General features: G+C 60.7%; 19 protein-coding genes. 7 read left to right on the top strand and 12 right to left on the bottom strand.

Annotated elements, in window-relative coordinates; genetic code table 11:
• Positions 1-14: 14 nt before the first annotated feature.
• From C1A13_RS12430 to C1A13_RS12400, 7 genes are all read right to left on the bottom strand, one after another.
• Positions 15-1,019 carry a dihydroxyacetone kinase subunit DhaK gene (locus tag C1A13_RS12430; RefSeq protein WP_101552478.1) on the bottom strand — a complete coding sequence of 335 codons (1,005 nt, stop codon included), beginning with the start codon at positions 1,017-1,019 and terminating at the stop codon, positions 15-17.
• Positions 1,003-1,824 carry an ABC transporter permease gene (locus C1A13_RS12425; protein WP_101552476.1) on the bottom strand — a complete coding sequence of 274 codons (822 nt, stop codon included), beginning with the start codon at positions 1,822-1,824 and terminating at the stop codon, positions 1,003-1,005. Before C1A13_RS12425 ends, C1A13_RS12430 begins: the two co-directional genes overlap by 17 nt.
• A gap of 10 nt (positions 1,825-1,834) precedes the next feature.
• Positions 1,835-2,734, bottom strand: a complete 900-nt coding sequence (locus C1A13_RS12420) for an ABC transporter permease (RefSeq protein WP_172439277.1) — start codon at positions 2,732-2,734, stop codon at positions 1,835-1,837.
• Positions 2,735-2,818: 84 nt separating this feature from the next.
• On the bottom strand, positions 2,819-3,958 hold the full coding sequence (locus C1A13_RS12415; RefSeq protein WP_101552472.1) for an extracellular solute-binding protein: 1,140 nt from the start codon (positions 3,956-3,958) through the stop codon (positions 2,819-2,821).
• A gap of 78 nt (positions 3,959-4,036) precedes the next feature.
• Positions 4,037-5,122, bottom strand: coding sequence for an ABC transporter ATP-binding protein (locus C1A13_RS12410; RefSeq protein ID WP_101552469.1), 1,086 nt, complete (start codon positions 5,120-5,122; stop codon positions 4,037-4,039).
• Positions 5,123-5,140: 18 nt separating this feature from the next.
• Complete coding sequence (locus C1A13_RS12405) at positions 5,141-6,328, bottom strand: hypothetical protein (RefSeq protein ID WP_101552467.1); 1,188 nt, start codon at positions 6,326-6,328, stop codon at positions 5,141-5,143.
• 105 nt (positions 6,329-6,433) lie between these two features.
• Positions 6,434-7,825 (bottom strand): APC family permease, encoded by a 1,392-nt coding sequence (locus tag C1A13_RS12400; RefSeq protein ID WP_101552465.1) that lies wholly within the window; start codon positions 7,823-7,825, stop codon positions 6,434-6,436.
• 299 nt (positions 7,826-8,124) lie between these two features.
• Between C1A13_RS12400 and C1A13_RS12395 the strand changes: the two genes are divergently transcribed.
• The gene (locus C1A13_RS12395) at positions 8,125-9,396 is read left to right on the top strand and encodes a PucR family transcriptional regulator (protein WP_101552462.1); all 1,272 of its coding nucleotides are present in this window, start codon (positions 8,125-8,127) and stop codon (positions 9,394-9,396) included.
• A gap of 46 nt (positions 9,397-9,442) precedes the next feature.
• Here the strand turns inward: C1A13_RS12395 and C1A13_RS12390 are convergent, their stop codons facing one another.
• From C1A13_RS12390 to C1A13_RS12380, 3 genes are read right to left on the bottom strand one after another with little or no spacing between them, the layout of a single operon-like run.
• Positions 9,443-9,925, bottom strand: coding sequence for a gamma carbonic anhydrase family protein (locus C1A13_RS12390; protein WP_101552461.1), 483 nt, complete (start codon positions 9,923-9,925; stop codon positions 9,443-9,445).
• An 11-nt stretch (positions 9,926-9,936) separates the two neighbouring features.
• Entirely contained in the window at positions 9,937-10,377 is a 441-nt protein-coding gene (locus C1A13_RS12385) for a hypothetical protein (RefSeq protein ID WP_101552460.1), read from the bottom strand.
• Between the two features lie 18 nt (positions 10,378-10,395).
• Positions 10,396-10,887 (bottom strand): deoxycytidylate deaminase, encoded by a 492-nt coding sequence (locus C1A13_RS12380; protein ID WP_101552458.1) that lies wholly within the window; start codon positions 10,885-10,887, stop codon positions 10,396-10,398.
• A gap of 154 nt (positions 10,888-11,041) precedes the next feature.
• Between C1A13_RS12380 and rsmA the strand changes: the two genes are divergently transcribed.
• Complete coding sequence (gene rsmA, locus C1A13_RS12375; RefSeq protein WP_101552456.1) at positions 11,042-11,902, top strand: 16S rRNA (adenine(1518)-N(6)/adenine(1519)-N(6))-dimethyltransferase RsmA; 861 nt, start codon at positions 11,042-11,044, stop codon at positions 11,900-11,902.
• 39 nt (positions 11,903-11,941) lie between these two features.
• Here the strand turns inward: rsmA and C1A13_RS12370 are convergent, their stop codons facing one another.
• Positions 11,942-12,379 (bottom strand): ImmA/IrrE family metallo-endopeptidase, encoded by a 438-nt coding sequence (locus C1A13_RS12370; protein ID WP_101552453.1) that lies wholly within the window; start codon positions 12,377-12,379, stop codon positions 11,942-11,944.
• A gap of 10 nt (positions 12,380-12,389) precedes the next feature.
• Positions 12,390-12,782: a helix-turn-helix domain-containing protein gene (locus C1A13_RS12365; RefSeq protein WP_158595686.1), complete on the bottom strand. Its 393-nt coding sequence runs from the start codon at positions 12,780-12,782 to the stop codon at positions 12,390-12,392.
• Positions 12,783-12,925: 143 nt separating this feature from the next.
• Here C1A13_RS12365 and C1A13_RS12360 point away from each other — a divergent pair, with 143 nt between their 5' ends.
• The 5 genes from C1A13_RS12360 to C1A13_RS12340 all read left to right on the top strand — a co-directional run bounded on the left by C1A13_RS12360 (position 12,926) and on the right by C1A13_RS12340 (position 16,238).
• Positions 12,926-13,123 (top strand): hypothetical protein, encoded by a 198-nt coding sequence (locus C1A13_RS12360; protein ID WP_101552449.1) that lies wholly within the window; start codon positions 12,926-12,928, stop codon positions 13,121-13,123.
• 14 nt (positions 13,124-13,137) lie between these two features.
• Entirely contained in the window at positions 13,138-13,443 is a 306-nt protein-coding gene (locus C1A13_RS12355) for a sigma factor-like helix-turn-helix DNA-binding protein (protein ID WP_101552447.1), read from the top strand.
• A 136-nt stretch (positions 13,444-13,579) separates the two neighbouring features.
• Positions 13,580-14,740, top strand: coding sequence for an isocitrate/isopropylmalate family dehydrogenase (locus C1A13_RS12350; RefSeq protein ID WP_101552445.1), 1,161 nt, complete (start codon positions 13,580-13,582; stop codon positions 14,738-14,740).
• Between the two features lie 30 nt (positions 14,741-14,770).
• Positions 14,771-15,418 carry a redox-sensing transcriptional repressor Rex gene (locus C1A13_RS12345; protein WP_101552443.1) on the top strand — a complete coding sequence of 216 codons (648 nt, stop codon included), beginning with the start codon at positions 14,771-14,773 and terminating at the stop codon, positions 15,416-15,418.
• Between the two features lie 304 nt (positions 15,419-15,722).
• Positions 15,723-16,238 (top strand): SF0329 family protein, encoded by a 516-nt coding sequence (locus tag C1A13_RS12340; RefSeq protein WP_146021727.1) that lies wholly within the window; start codon positions 15,723-15,725, stop codon positions 16,236-16,238.
• The last annotated feature ends 9 nt before the right edge of the window (positions 16,239-16,247 follow it).

The raw sequence follows: 16,247 nt of genomic DNA, 5'->3' as shown, positions 1-16,247 counted from the left end.
CCTCCAATGGGCAGCTAGCCGGCGTTCTGGGTAAAAAAGGGCGTATGCGCCTCCCGGCGCAGCAATTCTTTCAGCTCCCCGTCCAGTTTCAAAAGGGAGAGGGAAAACCCGGACATTTCCATGGAAGTGGCGAATTCCCCCACATAGGAGGAAAAGATCGAAATCCCCTTGTCCTCCAGGATCGCGGCGACGCTGCGGAACGCGATGTAGAGTTCCTCCAGTGAGGTGGCCCCCAGCCCGTTCACCAGAACGGAGACCTCGTCTCCGGGAGCGGCGTCCATTTCGCCCAGAATGAGGGCGAGCATGTCGGAGACGATTTCCTCCACCGGGCGCAGCGGTTGGCGCAGAATTCCCGGTTCGCCGTGGATGCCCATGCCGAACTCCATCTCGCCCTCCCCGATTTCGAAGGAGGGACGGCCGACTTCGGGGATCACGCAGGGGGAGGCGGCCACGCCGACGGTGTGGACGTTCCGGTTGGCCTTTTCGGCGACGCGGCACACCTCGTCGAGGGAACCGCCCGCGTCCGCCATCGCGCCCGCGGCCTTGTAGACGAAAAAGATTCCCGCGACGCCGCGGCGTTTGTGGGCCTCGTCCAGCGGGGCGGATGCGGCGTCGTCGGTGCCTGCCAGCGTCCTTACCTTGATACCGTCCATTTCCGCGAGCTCCGCGGCGATCCCAAAATTCATGAGATCGCCGGTATAATTCCCGATCAGGTAGAGCACGCCCATCCCACGGTCGACGGCTTTGGTGACCGCATAGATGTCGTCCGCGCCGGGGGATTGGAAGACGCCGCCGACCGCACAGCCGTCGAGCATCCCGTCCCCGACATACCCGAGGAAGAGCGGGAGATGCCCGGTCCCGCCGCCGGTGACGATGCCGACCTTCTGTTTTTCGCGGTTCCTTTTGACATAGCACCGCAGGTTCCCATTGAGGCATTCGACCGTATCGTGGTGGGCTGCGACGATGCCCTCCATCATCTCGTCGACGTAGGCCTCGGGGGCGTTAATGAACTTTTTCATGCGCAGCCTCCTTTTTGGCGTTGATGACGAACCGCAGGCAGAACACGGCGAGCGTTGCAAAGATCAGCAGGGACGAGATGGCCGAAATCGCCGGGCTGACTTCGTACTTCAAGCTGTCGAACATCAGTTTGGGCAGCGTGGCGGTGTTCCTGCGGGCGATGAAAACCGATACCACGGATTCGTCGAACGAGGTGACGAAGGCGAACAGCATGCTGGTGAGGATCGCGGGCCTGATGAGCGGAAGCACGATTTTGCGCACCGCCGTGAAATGGGTCGCGCCCAGGCTCCTTGCCGCGTCGTACAGGTTTGAATCCACACCGTACAGGGAGGCCGCCGTCAAGGTCACCACCATTGGGATCGCAAGACAGGTATGTGCCAGGACCATGCCCGTGTAAGTGCCGATGAGCTTCCACTGCCCGTAGACCATGTACATGGAAATCGCCACGATGATCGAGGGCAGGATCATGGGGAGCAGCAGGATGACATTGAAGACCTTGCCGCCCTTTTTCATGGTCTTGCTGGTGATCCCCAACGCCGCGGAGATTCCAAGCGTGCAGGCCAGCACCATGGTACAGACCGCGATCCGCAGGCTGTTCCACGCCGCGTTCAGCCATTTGGGGTTGGAGAAGAAATCCCGGTACCAGCGCAGGGAAAAGCTGCTGGGCGGGAACTCCAGGAAATCCGAACCGCCGAAGGACATGGGGATGATGATGAGCACCGGCATGATCAAAAAAAACAGGACCAGTCCGCAGACGATATACAGCCAGACCGGCCGCCGGTCGAACCTTGAAATTCGCGTCCGCATGAGGCACCTCCTAGACAAGCCGTTTTTGCAGGGAATCCATTCCGAAAAAGCGGTCGAAAACCCCGAGGAACAGGACCGTGATCAACAGGAGGATCACGCCGAGGGCGGAGCCGAACGACCAATCCAGGAACGTAAAGATCTGCCGGTCGATGAGCCCTGAGGCGACCAGCGTCTGCGCGCCGCCGAGAAGCATGGGGGTGACGTAGAAACCGAGCGACTGGATGAATACCAGTAAAATCCCGGAGGCGATCCCGGGGACACTCAGCGGCAGGGTGACGCGCAGGAAGGCTTTCGTCCTGGAAGCGCCCAGCGACATGGCCGCCAGGCTCAGGTTTTTGTCGATGCTGCGCAGCACGCTGTAGATCGGAAGAATCATGTAGGGCAGCAGGATATGCACCATGCCGATCAGGACGGCTGCCGGCGTGTACATGATCTGGACCGGCTCGCTGACGATGCCCAGCGCGAGCAGGAAGCTGTTGACGACCCCCGTGCGCTGCAGGATCACCATCCAGGAGTAGGTCCGAACCAACAGGCTGGTCCAGAGCGAAAGCAGGATGATCGTCATGATTGCGCCGGCGGTCTTGGACTTTACGATGGAGAGAAGATACGCCACCGGGTACCCGAGGATAAAATTGATCGCCGTGGTGGCCAAACACAGCCAGATGGTGCGAAGCAGCGTTTTGATGTAAACCGGCTCGGAAAAGATATGCTGGAAATACTGCAGGGTAAAGGCGTGATCCTCATAAATACTTTGGGGCAGCAGCTTCATCATGGGATAAAAATAGAAGATCATCAAAAGGATCAGCGAGGGCAGGATCATCGCAAAAGAGGAGATCCAGGGGCTCCTCCTCCGGGGGAGGGAAGCACCCTCCCGCTGCCTTCCGGACCCTGCGTTCTGCGAAAATATCATGGTCATCCCTCCCAAGGGACATCCGCCGCCGGCGTCCGCGCAGGGGAGCCGGCGGGGCGGATGCTTGATTAAAGGACCGATGCGTCAGCCCGCGAGCCATTCGAGATAACGCCGCTCCGCTTCCTTGAAGTTCTGTTCCCACCATTCCACATTGACCCAGATCGCGCCGTCGATATTTTGCGGGGAAGTCGCCATTCGGTTGGCCTGTTCCTCTGTCATATAGTCGAACGCGGTCGTGATAACGGGGCCGTAACCCGACTGGATGGAGAATTTGGCGGCCAGCTCAGGGTCGCAGCAGTAATCGAGGAAGGCGTAGACCACGTCGACGTTGCGCGCGTTTGTGGGGATTGACCACGCGTCGACGTTCATCAGCACGTCGTCGAAGCCGACCTCGACGTTGACGCCCGAATCCTTGACCTTATAGGCGTAGCCCGGCCAGAAATATCCGGCGTCGACCTCCCCGTCGTTGAGCGCCTGCATGATGTCCGCCCCCGAGCCCCACCATTTGGTGATGGAGCCCTTGATCCGGTCGAGGCTCTTCAGAGCGCGGTCGATGTCCAGCGGATACAGGTCTTCCCGCGCGACCCCGTCGCCCAGCAGGGCGAGTTCGAAGGTCTGGGTGGGGACATAGCTGATCATCGAGCGGTTGCCGGGGAATTTCTCCAGATCGAAGTATTCCACCGCATTTGTCGGGCCGCCGTTGGGGAATTTGTCGGCGAGGTAGACGGGATGGATCGAGCTGGCGTAAGCGCCGATGCCGTACTCGTACTTCACGTCTTCCATAATGTTATCGGCGGATTTCAGCCTGCTGTAGTCGATCGGCTGCAGCGCGCCCGCCTCGGCGCACACCCACAGGGTGTCGGTTGTGCCAAGGCCGGAGACGAGGTCGTAACCGGGGATATCCTGCTCGTACTGGGCGCGGATCTTTGCGCTCAAGTCGTTGCCGTATTCTTCGAGGATCACAGTGGCTCCGGTGTCCTCTACGAAAGGATCGACAAAACAGGTCTGGATGTTATTGGCAAAATTCCCGCCCCAGACGCCGACGGTAATCTCTTTTCCCTCGAAGATCTTACCGCCGCTTTCCGGCTGCGCACCGGACTCGGCGGGGGCCGGAGCCGCATCCGGGATCACCGCGTCGGCGGCGGGCGCGGCAGGCTCCGCCCCGCACGCCATCAGAGAGACGCCCAATACCACGCACAGAAGTAACGCTGTCAATCGTTTCATTTTTTTCGCCTCTTTCTCTCAGCATTCTGGTTTGTATCGAATATGCAGCGGCCGTCCGGCCGATGGATCCAACGTCCGTCAGGAGAGGAGCTGGCTGTTTTCACTGTTCCATGTCAGGTCGATGAGATCCCCCACCGAAAAATGGGAACGGATATCCATAGTCTGTTCCTTTGCGGAGAAGTGGTAGCTGCCGTCGATTGAAATGATGTATTTTACCGTTTCGCCAAGGTAGATGACCTGCGCCACCTGCCCGCGAAGCTTCGCCTCCGGCCCGAGGTCCCTGCCGATCGCGACCTTCTCCGGCCTGATGACGAATTTCAGATCGTCCGTCGGTTTGGGCTGGGCGCCGCGCCTGGGGCAGCGGATGAGGGAACCCTGCTCGGACTTGATCCGCAGGATCAGTTCCTCCCCCTCCTGACCGGCTATTTCGACCGGTACAAAGTTTGACTCCCCGATAAAGTCGGCGATAAAGGAACTGTTGGGATGCTCGTAGATGTTCTTCGCCGTGTCCAGCTGGGCGATTTCCCCATCCCGCATGATTGCGATGCGGTCGGAAAGGGTGAGGGCCTCCTCCTGGTCGTGCGTGACATAGATCGTCGTAATATTCAGCTTTTGCTGGATCCGCTTGATTTCAAGCTGCATGGCCGAACGCAGCTTTTTGTCCAGGGCGCCGAGCGGTTCGTCCATCAGGACGATCGGCGGATGGAACACGAGCGCGCGGGCGAGGGCGACGCGCTGCTGCTGGCCGCCGGAGAGTTGGGAGGGATACCGGTCCTGATATCCGTCAAGCTGGACAAGCTGGAGGATTTCCGCGACCATCCGCCCGATCTCCGCCTCCGGAAGCCGTGGCTTCTTCATATGGAGGGGGAAAGCGACGTTGTCTTTGATCCTCATATGTGGGAACAGCGCGTAATTCTGAAACACCATGCCCAACCCCCGTTCATTGGGCGGCAGAAACGTTATGTCGCGCTCGTTTACCGAAATCATGCCGCTGGTGGGGGTCTCCAGCCCTGCGACCATTTTCAGCGTGGTGGTTTTGCCCGACCCGCTGGGGCCGAGAATCGTCAGGAACTCCCCCTCGTGCAACTCAAGAGAAAGGTCCTTTACCGCCACAACCTCCTGATACTTTTTGGTGAGCCCGTCCAATACGAGCATCGCATCCATTCAAATCCCTCCCGCGAATCAAATCTGCAAGTTTTTTCGAACGATGTGGTTCCCCAAAATTGCGATGACTGCCGCCGAAAGCAGCGCTGCCGACAGGATTACGGGCAGAAAAGGATTCCCGTACCGTTCTGTCCCATAAAAGCCGCTGAACAGCGAACCGAGAAAGGTTCCCAGCCCAAGCAGGCATTCGGCGGCGCCGCCGTAATTCCTTCCTCCCGGCCGGGAGGCGAAGACCCCGATCCGCAGCGCGGTGAAATGCAGGAACCCCGCCACGGTTCCCACGAGGGCCATTCCGATCCCCATGGTCCAGGCCCGTCCCGCATTCCCGAGCAATAGAAAACAGAGGCAGAGCGCCCCTTCCGACAGGGCGATGATCAAAGCGGTCCAAAGCTTGGCCAACTGCTCGGGACCGGATCGCTTTAACGCGGTGGCGACCGCCATTTGCGCAAAGAGCCGGATGCCCAGCAGCACGCCCCAGAAACTGGCGCCGAACCCGGCCCGGCGTACAAAAAAGGCGCCTGTCGCGCGGAAGGCCCCTTCGGCCAGCCCGGCCGCGCAGATTCCACCCAAACCGGAAAAAAGCAAAATCCGTTGTTCGGACCGGCAGAGGTCCGCCCATGGGGAACCGCGGTCCTCTCCGCTTCCGTCGCCGCCGGCCGATACGGCGGCCCTGCCGGCCGCTTTCGGAGAAATGGGAGGCGGACAGACGACCGACGGCAGCAGCATGGCCGCCGCAAGCAGGAGCAGACAGCGCCCCAGCAGGGGATACAGGAAGCCCGCCAGCACGGGCGCGGCGACCGACGTCATGGTGATCCAGATAAAGCTGTTGCACAGAAGCCCCGTGTCTTCGCCGTTCCCGCCGCGGGCGGCATGAAAGGCCCAGAATTCCGGCCAGAACGTCCCTTGGCAAAGACCGTGCAAAAGCACCAGCGGATAGAGGAGCGGACGGGTGGGACAAAGAGCGCTTATCAGGTATACGGCCGCGGCCAAAAGAATCGACCAACGCGCCGCGAAGGCTCCGCAGAGATGGTTCCGGCGCATCCCGCTCAGGCAGGTGACGGCGATGTAGCAGACCGAGTGGACCGCCGTCAGCAATCCAATTTCGGATTGGGACATCCCCAGCCCGGAGGAAAGGTAGGGCAGGACGAAAAAATAAATGCCCATATCGGTGTTGAGCAGAAGCGCGGCGGTCATCATCCGAATCATGAAACGCTCCCCAATCCCATTTAAACACAATCCATATTGGGTTACTATGTGGCCCGCTGACAAAAGATTTTGTCTCGCCCCCACAAGCCGGAAAGCTTTCAGGAGTCACCGGGGACGGGAGGACTTCCGCCGGGGGGAGGAAAGGTAAAACAGGAGCCCTAAAACCGCCCACCCGCCGACAATCACCCATTCATAGGGCCAGCTGAGCGATGCGGGGGAGCCCGGGAGATAGGCCGCAAGCATGACGGCGCTGAGCAGGAGGGAACCGCCCCCTGCGAGCCGCCACCGCGCCGCCGAATAGGGACGGGGCATATCGGGCTCCCGCAGGCGCAGCCTCAAATAGGAAACCGAGACCAAAAGATAGGTGACGACGGTGGCGAAGCTGCCCGCGTTGGCCGCCCATTTCAGTACGGTCGCGCCGAAAAACGGAGCGGCGGTGGTGAGCACCATGATCAAAAGGATGGCGCGTGAAGGGGTTCGGTACTTTGGATGGATTTTTCCAAACCAGGCGGGGAGCAGACCCTCCCGGGACATGGCATAGACCGTACGGCTGGCGCCGATATAAAAGGCGTTCCAGCAGGTTACGATTCCGGCCACTCCGCCGGCGACTAGGAGTCTGGACGCAGCGGTGTTGCCGCCGAAAGCAGCCGCCATCGCGTCGGCGGTGGGAAGCGCGCTCGACGCGATCTGCTGCCTGCTGAGCGTGCAACTGACGCAGAGGATGATGGAGACATACCATATGACGGCAAGCCCGACGGATAAAACCAGCAGCTGGCCGATTTTGCGCGGCGGGATATTCATCTCCTCCGCGGCATGGGGAATGACGTCAAAGCCGCTGTAGATGAAAGGCGTCATGACGACGACGGTCAGAACCCCGTGCGGGCCGTTTGAAAAGAGGGGAAAAAGATTTTCCGGTTTCCCGTTGACGACCGTGCCGCCCGCCAGCAGAATCCCCGCAAGAAGGATGACGGCCATCAGGACCGTCTGTAAGAGGGCCGCTGTTCGGACCCCCCGGTAGTTGACGGCGCAAATCAACAGAGAGCTTCCGACGCCGATCAGCAGCCAGGGAGCATGGATCTCAAAACCGGCGGCGCTGTAAAGGTAGCCCGAAAGGATATCGGGAAAGAGGTAGGCGAAAACGTTGGGGAAGGCGACGGTTTCGAAAGAGATGACGGAGAGAAAGGTGAGGATGACCGCCCATCCGCAGAGGAAGGAGATCCGTGTGCCGAAAGCGCGCCTGCAAAAGCCGATGACCCCAAGGCTGTTCGGCATGGCGGAGGAAAGCTCCGCATAGACAAGGCTGACGAAGGAGACAAAGATACCTCCCAGGACGAAAGCAGCCGCCGCGCCGAAGGCGCCCGCGGACAGAATCCATTCCCCGGTTAGGATCACCCAGCCCCAGCCGAGCATGGCCCCAAAGGTGAGGAGGATGACATCCAGCTTGTTCAATGCGGCGTGCAGCCCGTTCCCGGAATCAGTCCATACCTTAGGCTTCATTTTCCCACCCCTTGCACGGCCGGATGACAGGACCCTACTCACCGAGCCACTTTTTGCCAGAAAAGAAACACTTGATTTAAACTGCTCACACATATAAACTGTAAAATAAGAAGAATAACTTAAAAAATGAAAATAAGTTTATAAAAGTCATGCAAAACAGACAAACATTTTTCTTTGGGATTATTAAATCATAAATATCCGGTGATTGGTATGGCTCGAGTCGACGAATAAAACTATCTCGTTCGGACATGCGGTGAGTGTGTGGCGCCGCTTATAATGGAACTGTGTCACGAAAGGGGATGTTGTCAGTGAGTTTTCAATGCCGAGAGATTCTAACGATTCCTACCATTCGGAACCTCAGGCTCCTCAGCGGGGCCGAGGGTTTGGACAGGGTGGTCCGTTGGGTCTATGTCGCCGAGGCAATGGAAAATATCAGCATGACGCTTGACTGGCTCATCGGCGATGAGCTCGTCATCATAACCGGCAGTAACCTCAAGGAGAACGTCACGCAGGAGCTGCTGAGGTTTATCCAGCGCTGCAACGACAAATTTGTGGCGGGCATCGTGGTGAACACGGGAAGGTATATCCCGAAACTGCCTCCGGAGGCGGTGGCGCTTGCGGATGACCTCCACCTGCCGCTCTTTGAAGTCCCGTGGGAGACCAAGCTGGTGGAATTTACCAAGGATATCGGGGCGGCGATCATCGACTCCTCCCTGGAGGAGGAATCCATCAACGCGTTTATGAACGACCTTCTTTTTGGGGACATCGGCGGGGAGGAAAATCTGCTTCCGCGGCTTGCGCGGTATGGGATGGAGCCGAACGACAAATACAGCATTGGGATCATCAACGCCGATTTTTCGGAAGCGGCGCGTGATTACAACAGCTATAACGTCAAAAACTACCTTTGGGATCTGGTCGGGACGTCCTTCGAGGAGTACGGGGTCACCAAACTGCTGACCAACAAAAAAGACCGGATCATATTTCTGGCAAAGTGCGATCAGCGGTACCGCTACCTGGATCAGATTCTGTCCTATGTGATCACCGTTATGTCGGGAAGGTACCCGAAGCTGACACTGGAAATCGGCGTGGGAAGGGCGTTCGAGGGAATGGAGAATCTTCTCAAGAGTTACCAGACTGCGCAGCAGGCGTTGAAGGTGCTGCGGATCGAAAAGCCGGATTTCCCGGTGATGTATTACGAGAACATCGGATTGTATTCTCTTCTCCTTTCCGTGCGGGAGTCCTCCGTACTGCAAAATTATTACAACAACCTTTTCCATGCGCTGCTTGAATACGACAGCAGCAACCACACCGAATTGATGAGGACGTTGGAATGTTATTTGAACAACAATGCGAAGCTGGCGCCGACGGCGCATGTCCTTTACATCCATGAGAACACGTTGAAGTACCGCTTGGACAAAATCAAGACCCTTTTGGGCGTCAACATCAACGATTTGCATGAACAGTTCCGAATCAAGATGGGCTTTATGATCGGCAGGGTGCTGGCGCCGCCGCCTGACATTCCGGAGATTGAAATAAAGCATAAAATAAAAAACGAGCGGTTCGCAATTTAGCGAACCGCTCGTTTTTTTGCGGAAGCCCCGCCGGAAAACGGGGCGGTTATTCTGCTTCTGCGGCAAGCGCCGCGTATTGCGCGGCGGAGGCGGCGTTATGTTCGATTTCGGAGGGCATGAGCGGGCGCATCACCCGCGCGGGCTGGCCGAGCGCGAGGGAGCCGTCGGGGATTTCCATCCCCTGCGGGACGAGCGCGCCGGCGGCGATCAGGCAGTTTTTCCCGATCCTCGCGCCGTTTAAGACGATCGCGCCCATGCCGATCAGCGTGTTGTCCCCGACCGTGCAGCCGTGGAGGATCGCGCCGTGCCCGACGGTGACGCCGTCGCCCACCGCGACGGGGAACCCCGCGTCCGCGTGAACGACGCAGCAGTCCTGGATGTTGGTGCGCGCGCCGATTGAGATCCGCTCGATGTCGCCGCGGACGACCGCGTTGTACCAGATGCTGCTTTCCGCCCCGGCGGTGACTTCCCCGCGCACGACCGCGCCCGGGAAGACGCGGGCGGAGGGGTTCAGTTCAGGCTGTTTCATCCGCGCGCCCCCTATCGGTAGCGCAGCCAGCGCGCGAGCAGGTAAACGGCCAGGATGATCTGCCCGAGGAAGGCGATGCCGACCGGCTGCCGCTCGAACAGCATGACGAGCCGCAGGGTAAGGCCGCCGCCCGGATAGGCGCCGACCGTGAGCCCGAGGGCCGGCAGGAGCGCAAGCCCGGCCGCGGCGGCCCCGGCGCAGGCGCCGGAGGAACGCGCGCGGGCGCAGAGGACGGCCGTCGCCGTGAGGTAGGCGGCGACGGCGAGCATGGTGAAGAACTGCCAGCAGAGGGCGGGCCACACGAGGAAGGCGCGCTTCATCTGCTGCTCGAGCGGGTAGGAGACGGCGGGGAAGCACCCGATCAGTGCGGGCGCGAGCGCGAGCAGCAGGCAGAGCGGGAGGCTGTTGCCCCCGCGCCGTCCCGAGAGGTCGATGCGGTTATGTCTGTTCACGGCGGAGTCCCCCTTAGTTCAGTAGTTGCTTTCTCCGCGCAGCGTCTCGTCGTTGACGATCCATTCGTCGGCAACGTTGATGACGCGGAAATTTTCCTTGTCGTCCCGCACGATGACGGTCGAGATGCCCGCGTTGATGATCAGGCGGGTGCACATCGAGCAGGGGAAGGCGTTCTGGACATATTCGCCCGAGGCCACCTCCCGGCCGACGAGGTAGAGGGTGGAGCCGAGCATGTCCACGCGGGCGGCGTGGATGATCGCGTTCATTTCGGCGTGGACCGAACGGCAGAGCTCATAGCGCTGCCCGCGCGGGACACCCATGCGGTCGCGGGTGCAGTAGCCCAGGTCGGAGCAGTTCTGGCGGCCGCGCGGCGCGCCGACATAGCCGGTGGAGACGATCTGGTCGTTTTTGACGATGATCGCGCCGAAGTTGCGCCGCAGGCAGGTGCCGCGCTCGGCGACGGTCTCGGCGATGTCGAGGTAGTAGTTGATCTTATCGCGTCTTGTCATATCGGTTCACATCCTTTATAATGATACCATTCGGCGGAAGGGCGTTCGTCCTTTCAGACCATTTTACTATAGTTTGCCGGACTGTGCAACAATCGGTAAAAATTTCACGTGCCGTGCGGAAATCCGCCGCGTCGGCGGAAAGGAGGGAAACGCCGTGGAAAACCTCTCGAATATCGGTGTCATCCGGGACCTGCTCGCGCGGCACGGCTTCCGCTTCTCCAAGGCGCTGGGGCAGAATTTCCTGGTCAACCCCACCGTCTGCCCGCGCATGGCGGAGCAGGGCGGCGCGGGGCCGGGCGTGGGCGTGATCGAGATCGGCGCGGGGGCCGGGGTGCTGACCGCCGAGCTGGCCCGCCGCGCGGACAGGGTCGTCTGCGTCGAGATCGACGGACGGCTGCTCCCCGTGCTCGCGGAAACGCTTGCCGGGTTCCAAAATGTCGAGATCGTCAACGCGGACGTCATGAAGGTCGACCTGCGCGCGCTCATCGCGGAAAAGCTCGGCGGCCTGCGGGTGGTCGTCTGCGCGAACCTGCCCTACTACATCACCTCCCCGATCGTAATGGGCCTGCTCGAACAGCGCCTGCCCATCGAATCGGTGACCGTCATGGTGCAGAAGGAGGCGGCCCAGCGGCTGTGCGCCCTCCCCGGCACGCGGGAGGCGGGCGCGGTGTCCTGCGCCGTGCGTTACTACAGCGAGCCGAAGGTGCTCTTTCCCGTTTCGCGCGGGTCATTTTTGCCCTCGCCCGACGTGGATTCCGCCGTCATCCGGCTGGATATCCGCCGGGAGCCGCCCGTCGACCCGGGGGACGAAAAAACCTTCTTCCGGGTGGTGCGCGCCGCCTTTTCGATGCGGCGCAAGACGCTGCTCAACTGCCTTTCGGCGGGCCTGCCGCTTCCCAAGGAGCGCGCCGCGGCCCTGCTCGAGCGGGCGGGGGTGCCCGCGGGGGCACGCGCCGAGCAGCTCACGCTGGAACAGTTCGCCGCCGTCAGCCGCGCGCTGGCGGAGGAGCCGTAATCAAAAACGGGGCGCCGGAGGCGCCCCGTTTTTGATTGCCTAGTGGGTCATGCAGTATTCGACGATATGGGCGGGCAGCCCGGTGAACGCCGCCGCCTGCTCGGAGGTCCAGCCGTTGCGCAGGCACTCCTCCACCGTCTCGCCGTCGAGCAGCAGGTACCCCGCGAAGAGGTCGGCCTCCCGCTCGTAGCGCTCCATGACGAAGTCGGTGCGCTCCCGCAGGAAGAGGGCGTTGTGCCCCTCGTGCAGCAGGGCGTGCCCCAGCTCGTGGGCGCACACCGTCCGGCGCTCGTTTTCCTCGAGCGCGCCGTTGAGGTAGAGGATGCGCGCCCCGTGCGCGCACCCGTAAAAGCCCCTGACGCCGGGAGGCAGCCCGACGGGCAGGACCGTGATGTCGAGCGCGGCGCAGAGCGCGAACGGGTCGGCGGTGCCGAACCGCTCGGCGAGCTGGCGCGCCAGTTCCTTGATGCGTTCCATGCTGTCCTGCTCAGACGTCCTTTCCGCCGCTTTTGCGGCCCAGCTTGTTGACGGCGACCGACGCGCCCACCTCGATCGCGCTGACGACCTGGGTGATCTCCTCCTCGGTGAGGGGCACGCCGTTGAACATCAGGCCCTCCTGGGCGAGCAGCCTGCGCCGGAAATCCTCGAGGAACTCCCCGAGCTCGGGCGGCCCGGCGGGGCTTTCCGCCCCGTCGAGCAGCAGGTAGTCGCTCGGCACGCCGAAGAACCGGCAGAATTTGGTCAGCGTCTCGTTGTCCGGCTCCCGCCGTCCCTGCTCGTACATGCCCACCGCGCTCGCGGAAATTTCCAGCGCGCCCGCCAGTTCCTGTTGGGTCAGCCCCTTGGCCCTGCGCAGGGCCCGCAGCCTGTTAGCCAGCATTCCGGTCACCTCACTGTCCTGATAATAACACATTTCGTGTATTTCGTCAACAAAATATTGCAAATTGTGCGAATTTTTCTTGTGAATACACATTTCGTGTGGTACTCTTAAGATAGGAAGCAAAAATCACAAGGAGGAATTGAATGGATTTAACCGCTTTGTCGGAGGAGTACCGGACGGCGGCCGACCGCCTGCAGGAGCGCCTGCGGGAGCTGAGGGTGTTCGCGCAGACGGCGCGCGGCGAGGAGGCGTTCGCCGCGCAGCGGCGGATCGACGCGCTCTACGCCGAACTGTACGACCTGCGCGTGGTCATGGATTACCTGCGCCACTATTATGACTGAGGGGGGCGGGGCGCATGTTTGACGTACGTGAAAGCACCTTTTCCCTCCAGGATTTCGAGCGGATCGCCGCGCCGCAGTGCGCCGACAACGCGCCCGCGCGCGCACGGTACGCGCGGTTCCTGCGCAGCGCCGTGCGCCACCTGCCGCCCAAGCAGCGGCAGGTCGTCGCGCTCTATTTTTTCGGGGGGCGCAACATCCCGGCGATCGCCCTGGAGCTCGGGGTGCATCCCTCCACCGTGAGCCGCAGGCTCGCGGCCGCCAAGCGCACGCTGCGCGCCCAGGCCGAGATGTGCAGCGAGGCGGGGCTGTTCCCCTCGTAAAAGCGGGGGCGGCGGCCGGATTTCTTTCCATCGTTCATTGACAATGGGGTAAGTCTGTTATAAAATTATCATATATAGACAGACCGTCCGGCGTGAGAGCGCGCGGGGGAAATGAAACATATGGGAGGAAACGCGATTGGACCAGAAAGTCAAAGCCGCCGCTGAAAAGTTCGCGGCGCTCGTGGAAGCGCAGCTCGCGCGCAGCGAGCGCATCAAGGCGCAGAAGGAGTTTACCGACTACGGGAAGCTCGACACCATCGTCATCGGCGTGTGCGGGGGCGACGGCATCGGCCCCATCATCACGAACGAGGCCGCGCGGGTGCTCCGGCACCTGCTGGCGGACGAGGTCGGGGCGGGCAAGGTGGAGTTCCGCACGATCGACGGGCTGACGATCGAGAACCGCGCGGCGCAGGGCAAGGCGATCCCCGACGACGTGCTCGCCGAGCTCAAAAAATGCCACGTCATCCTCAAGGGCCCCACGACGACCCCGCGCGCGGGCGACCCGTGGCCCAACGTCGAGAGCGCCAACGTCGCGATGCGCAAGGAGCTCGACCTGTTCGCCAACGTGCGCCCCGTCAAGGTGCCGAGCGAGGGGATCGACTGGACATTCTTCCGGGAGAACACCGAGGGTGCCTATGCGATCGGCTCCTGCGGCCTCAACGTGGACGAGGACGTGGCGTTCGACTTCGTCGTGACCACCACCGAGGGCACCGAGCGGATCGCGCGGCTCGCCTATGACTACGCGAAAAAGAACCACAAGAGCCGCGTGTCGATCATCACCAAGGCGAACGTCGTCAAGACGACCGACGGCAAGTTCCTGAAGCTCTGCCAGAAGATCGGCGAGGAGTACCCCGGCATCACGACCGACGACTGGTACATCGACATCACCACCGCCAAGCTGATCGACCCCAAGCGCCGCCGCGACTTCCAGGTGTTCGTGCTGCCCAATCTCTACGGCGACATCATCACCGACGAGGCCGCCGAATTCCAGGGCGGCGTCGGCACCGCGGGCAGCGCGAACCTCGGCAAGCGCTACGCGATGTTCGAGGCGATCCACGGCTCCGCCCCGCGCATGATCGCCGAGGGCCGCGGCAAATACGCCGATCCCTGCTCGATGCTGCGTGCGGCGGTGCTGCTCCTGAGCCACATCGGCTATCAGGCCGAGGCGGATAAGCTCGAACGGGCGCTGGATATCTGTATGTACGAGGAAAAGAAGCTCGCGGTCACCGGCCGCGACACCGGCTGCACCTGCGAGGAATTCGGCAACTATGTGATGGACACCATCGCACGGCTGTAACCGGGAATTCTGGATCGAGAGGTTTTGCATATGCCGAAACACGAGGGTGTTTCCCTATCCGTTATCAAGCGGCTGCCCAGGTACTACCGGTTCCTCGGCGACCTGCTCAGCCGCGACGTCACCCGCATCTCCTCGCGCGAGCTGGCCTCCCTGATGCAGCTGACCGCGTCCCAGATCCGCCAGGACCTCAACTGCTTCGGCGGCTTCGGGCAGCAGGGCTACGGCTACAACGTGGCCGCGCTCCACAAGGAGATCGGCAACATCATGGGGCTCAACAAGCATACCCCCATGGTTCTCATCGGCGCGGGCAACCTCGGCCGCACGATCGCGCGCCACATGGATTTCGAGAGCAGCGGCTTCAAGCTCGTCGGGATCTTTGACGACAGCCCCCGCGTGATCGGCCAGAAGGTGAGCAGCCTGACCGTGCAGGACATGGCGGGGCTTGAGGCGTTCTGCAAGGAGCAGTCCCCGCGGGCCGCCATCCTCTGCATCCCCAAGGAGGTCGCCTTCGAGACCGCCCAGCGGCTCATGAAGCTCGGCGTCAACTGCTTCTGGAACTTCTCCCATTACGACCTCTCCCTCGACTTTGAGGGCGCGGTCGTCGAGAACGTCCACCTGGGCGACAGCCTCATGACCCTCTGCTACCAAATCAACGCCGCCTACCCCGAGGATGAATGACGGGGAGGCGAAAATAAGAAGGCCCCCGCCGCAAGGCGGGGGCCTTCTTTTGTCCGGCTTCCACCGGAAGCCGTCAGCCCCCTTTCTTGAAAAAAGGGGCAAAGAACGTTTGACGCGGGCCGGCCGCGTCCCCCGCAAAGGGGGCGCGCGCCGTGGGGGAAAGCCCAGCACATTTCAAAGCCACACCTCAGGGGCGGGTCGCGAATTGACAAGGAATACGTTTAGAAGTAAACTAATGGATTAATAGGATATCCGCTATTTGCGCTTAAGGCATGTATTCACAAATTTTTTGCGAGGTGAGAACGTGAAGAAAGCGTTGGGCTCTTGGAGTGGTATGCGTAAGTACCTCGAACAGGAAATGCTTGCGGACTGTCTGCATGGAAGGGTTCGATACAGCTGCACCTCATATGTGGGTATGGACGGATGCCGTGTTTTTGAAATCTATGTGGATGGCGAGCTGCTGAAACGATTTTCCTGGGAGACGGTGAACACCTATTTTATTGAGAACGGTTACAAAAAGAAGGATACTTCTGTCGGAATCGAAGCATATTGGAATGATTTTTGGATACTGATGGATACGGTCCCGATACAAGCCCGCTCAGAATACACCGACAATGAATTTTGTGAAGCGCTTGAGAAATACCGAAATCAAAGCATTCAAGACAGCATAAATTCTGAAAATCCATTGGAAAGGATGTTTGGAGTACTGGACAGGCGGGTTGGCAAAATGACACTTGCAAACGCTAATAAAATGTTAGACAACCAGCCGAAATGGCTTGTGCCACTCTATCGTTTGAGATTGGATTCGGAGAAGATGTAAAGCGGAGAC

Source organism: Anaerotruncus massiliensis (ex Togo et al. 2026), assembly GCF_900199635.1.
In the GTDB taxonomy this organism is placed as follows: Bacteria; Bacillota; Clostridia; order Oscillospirales; family Ruminococcaceae; genus Anaerotruncus; species Anaerotruncus massiliensis.
Note: the sequence above shows the minus strand (reverse complement) of the source record. Positions and strands in the feature narration are given on the sequence as shown.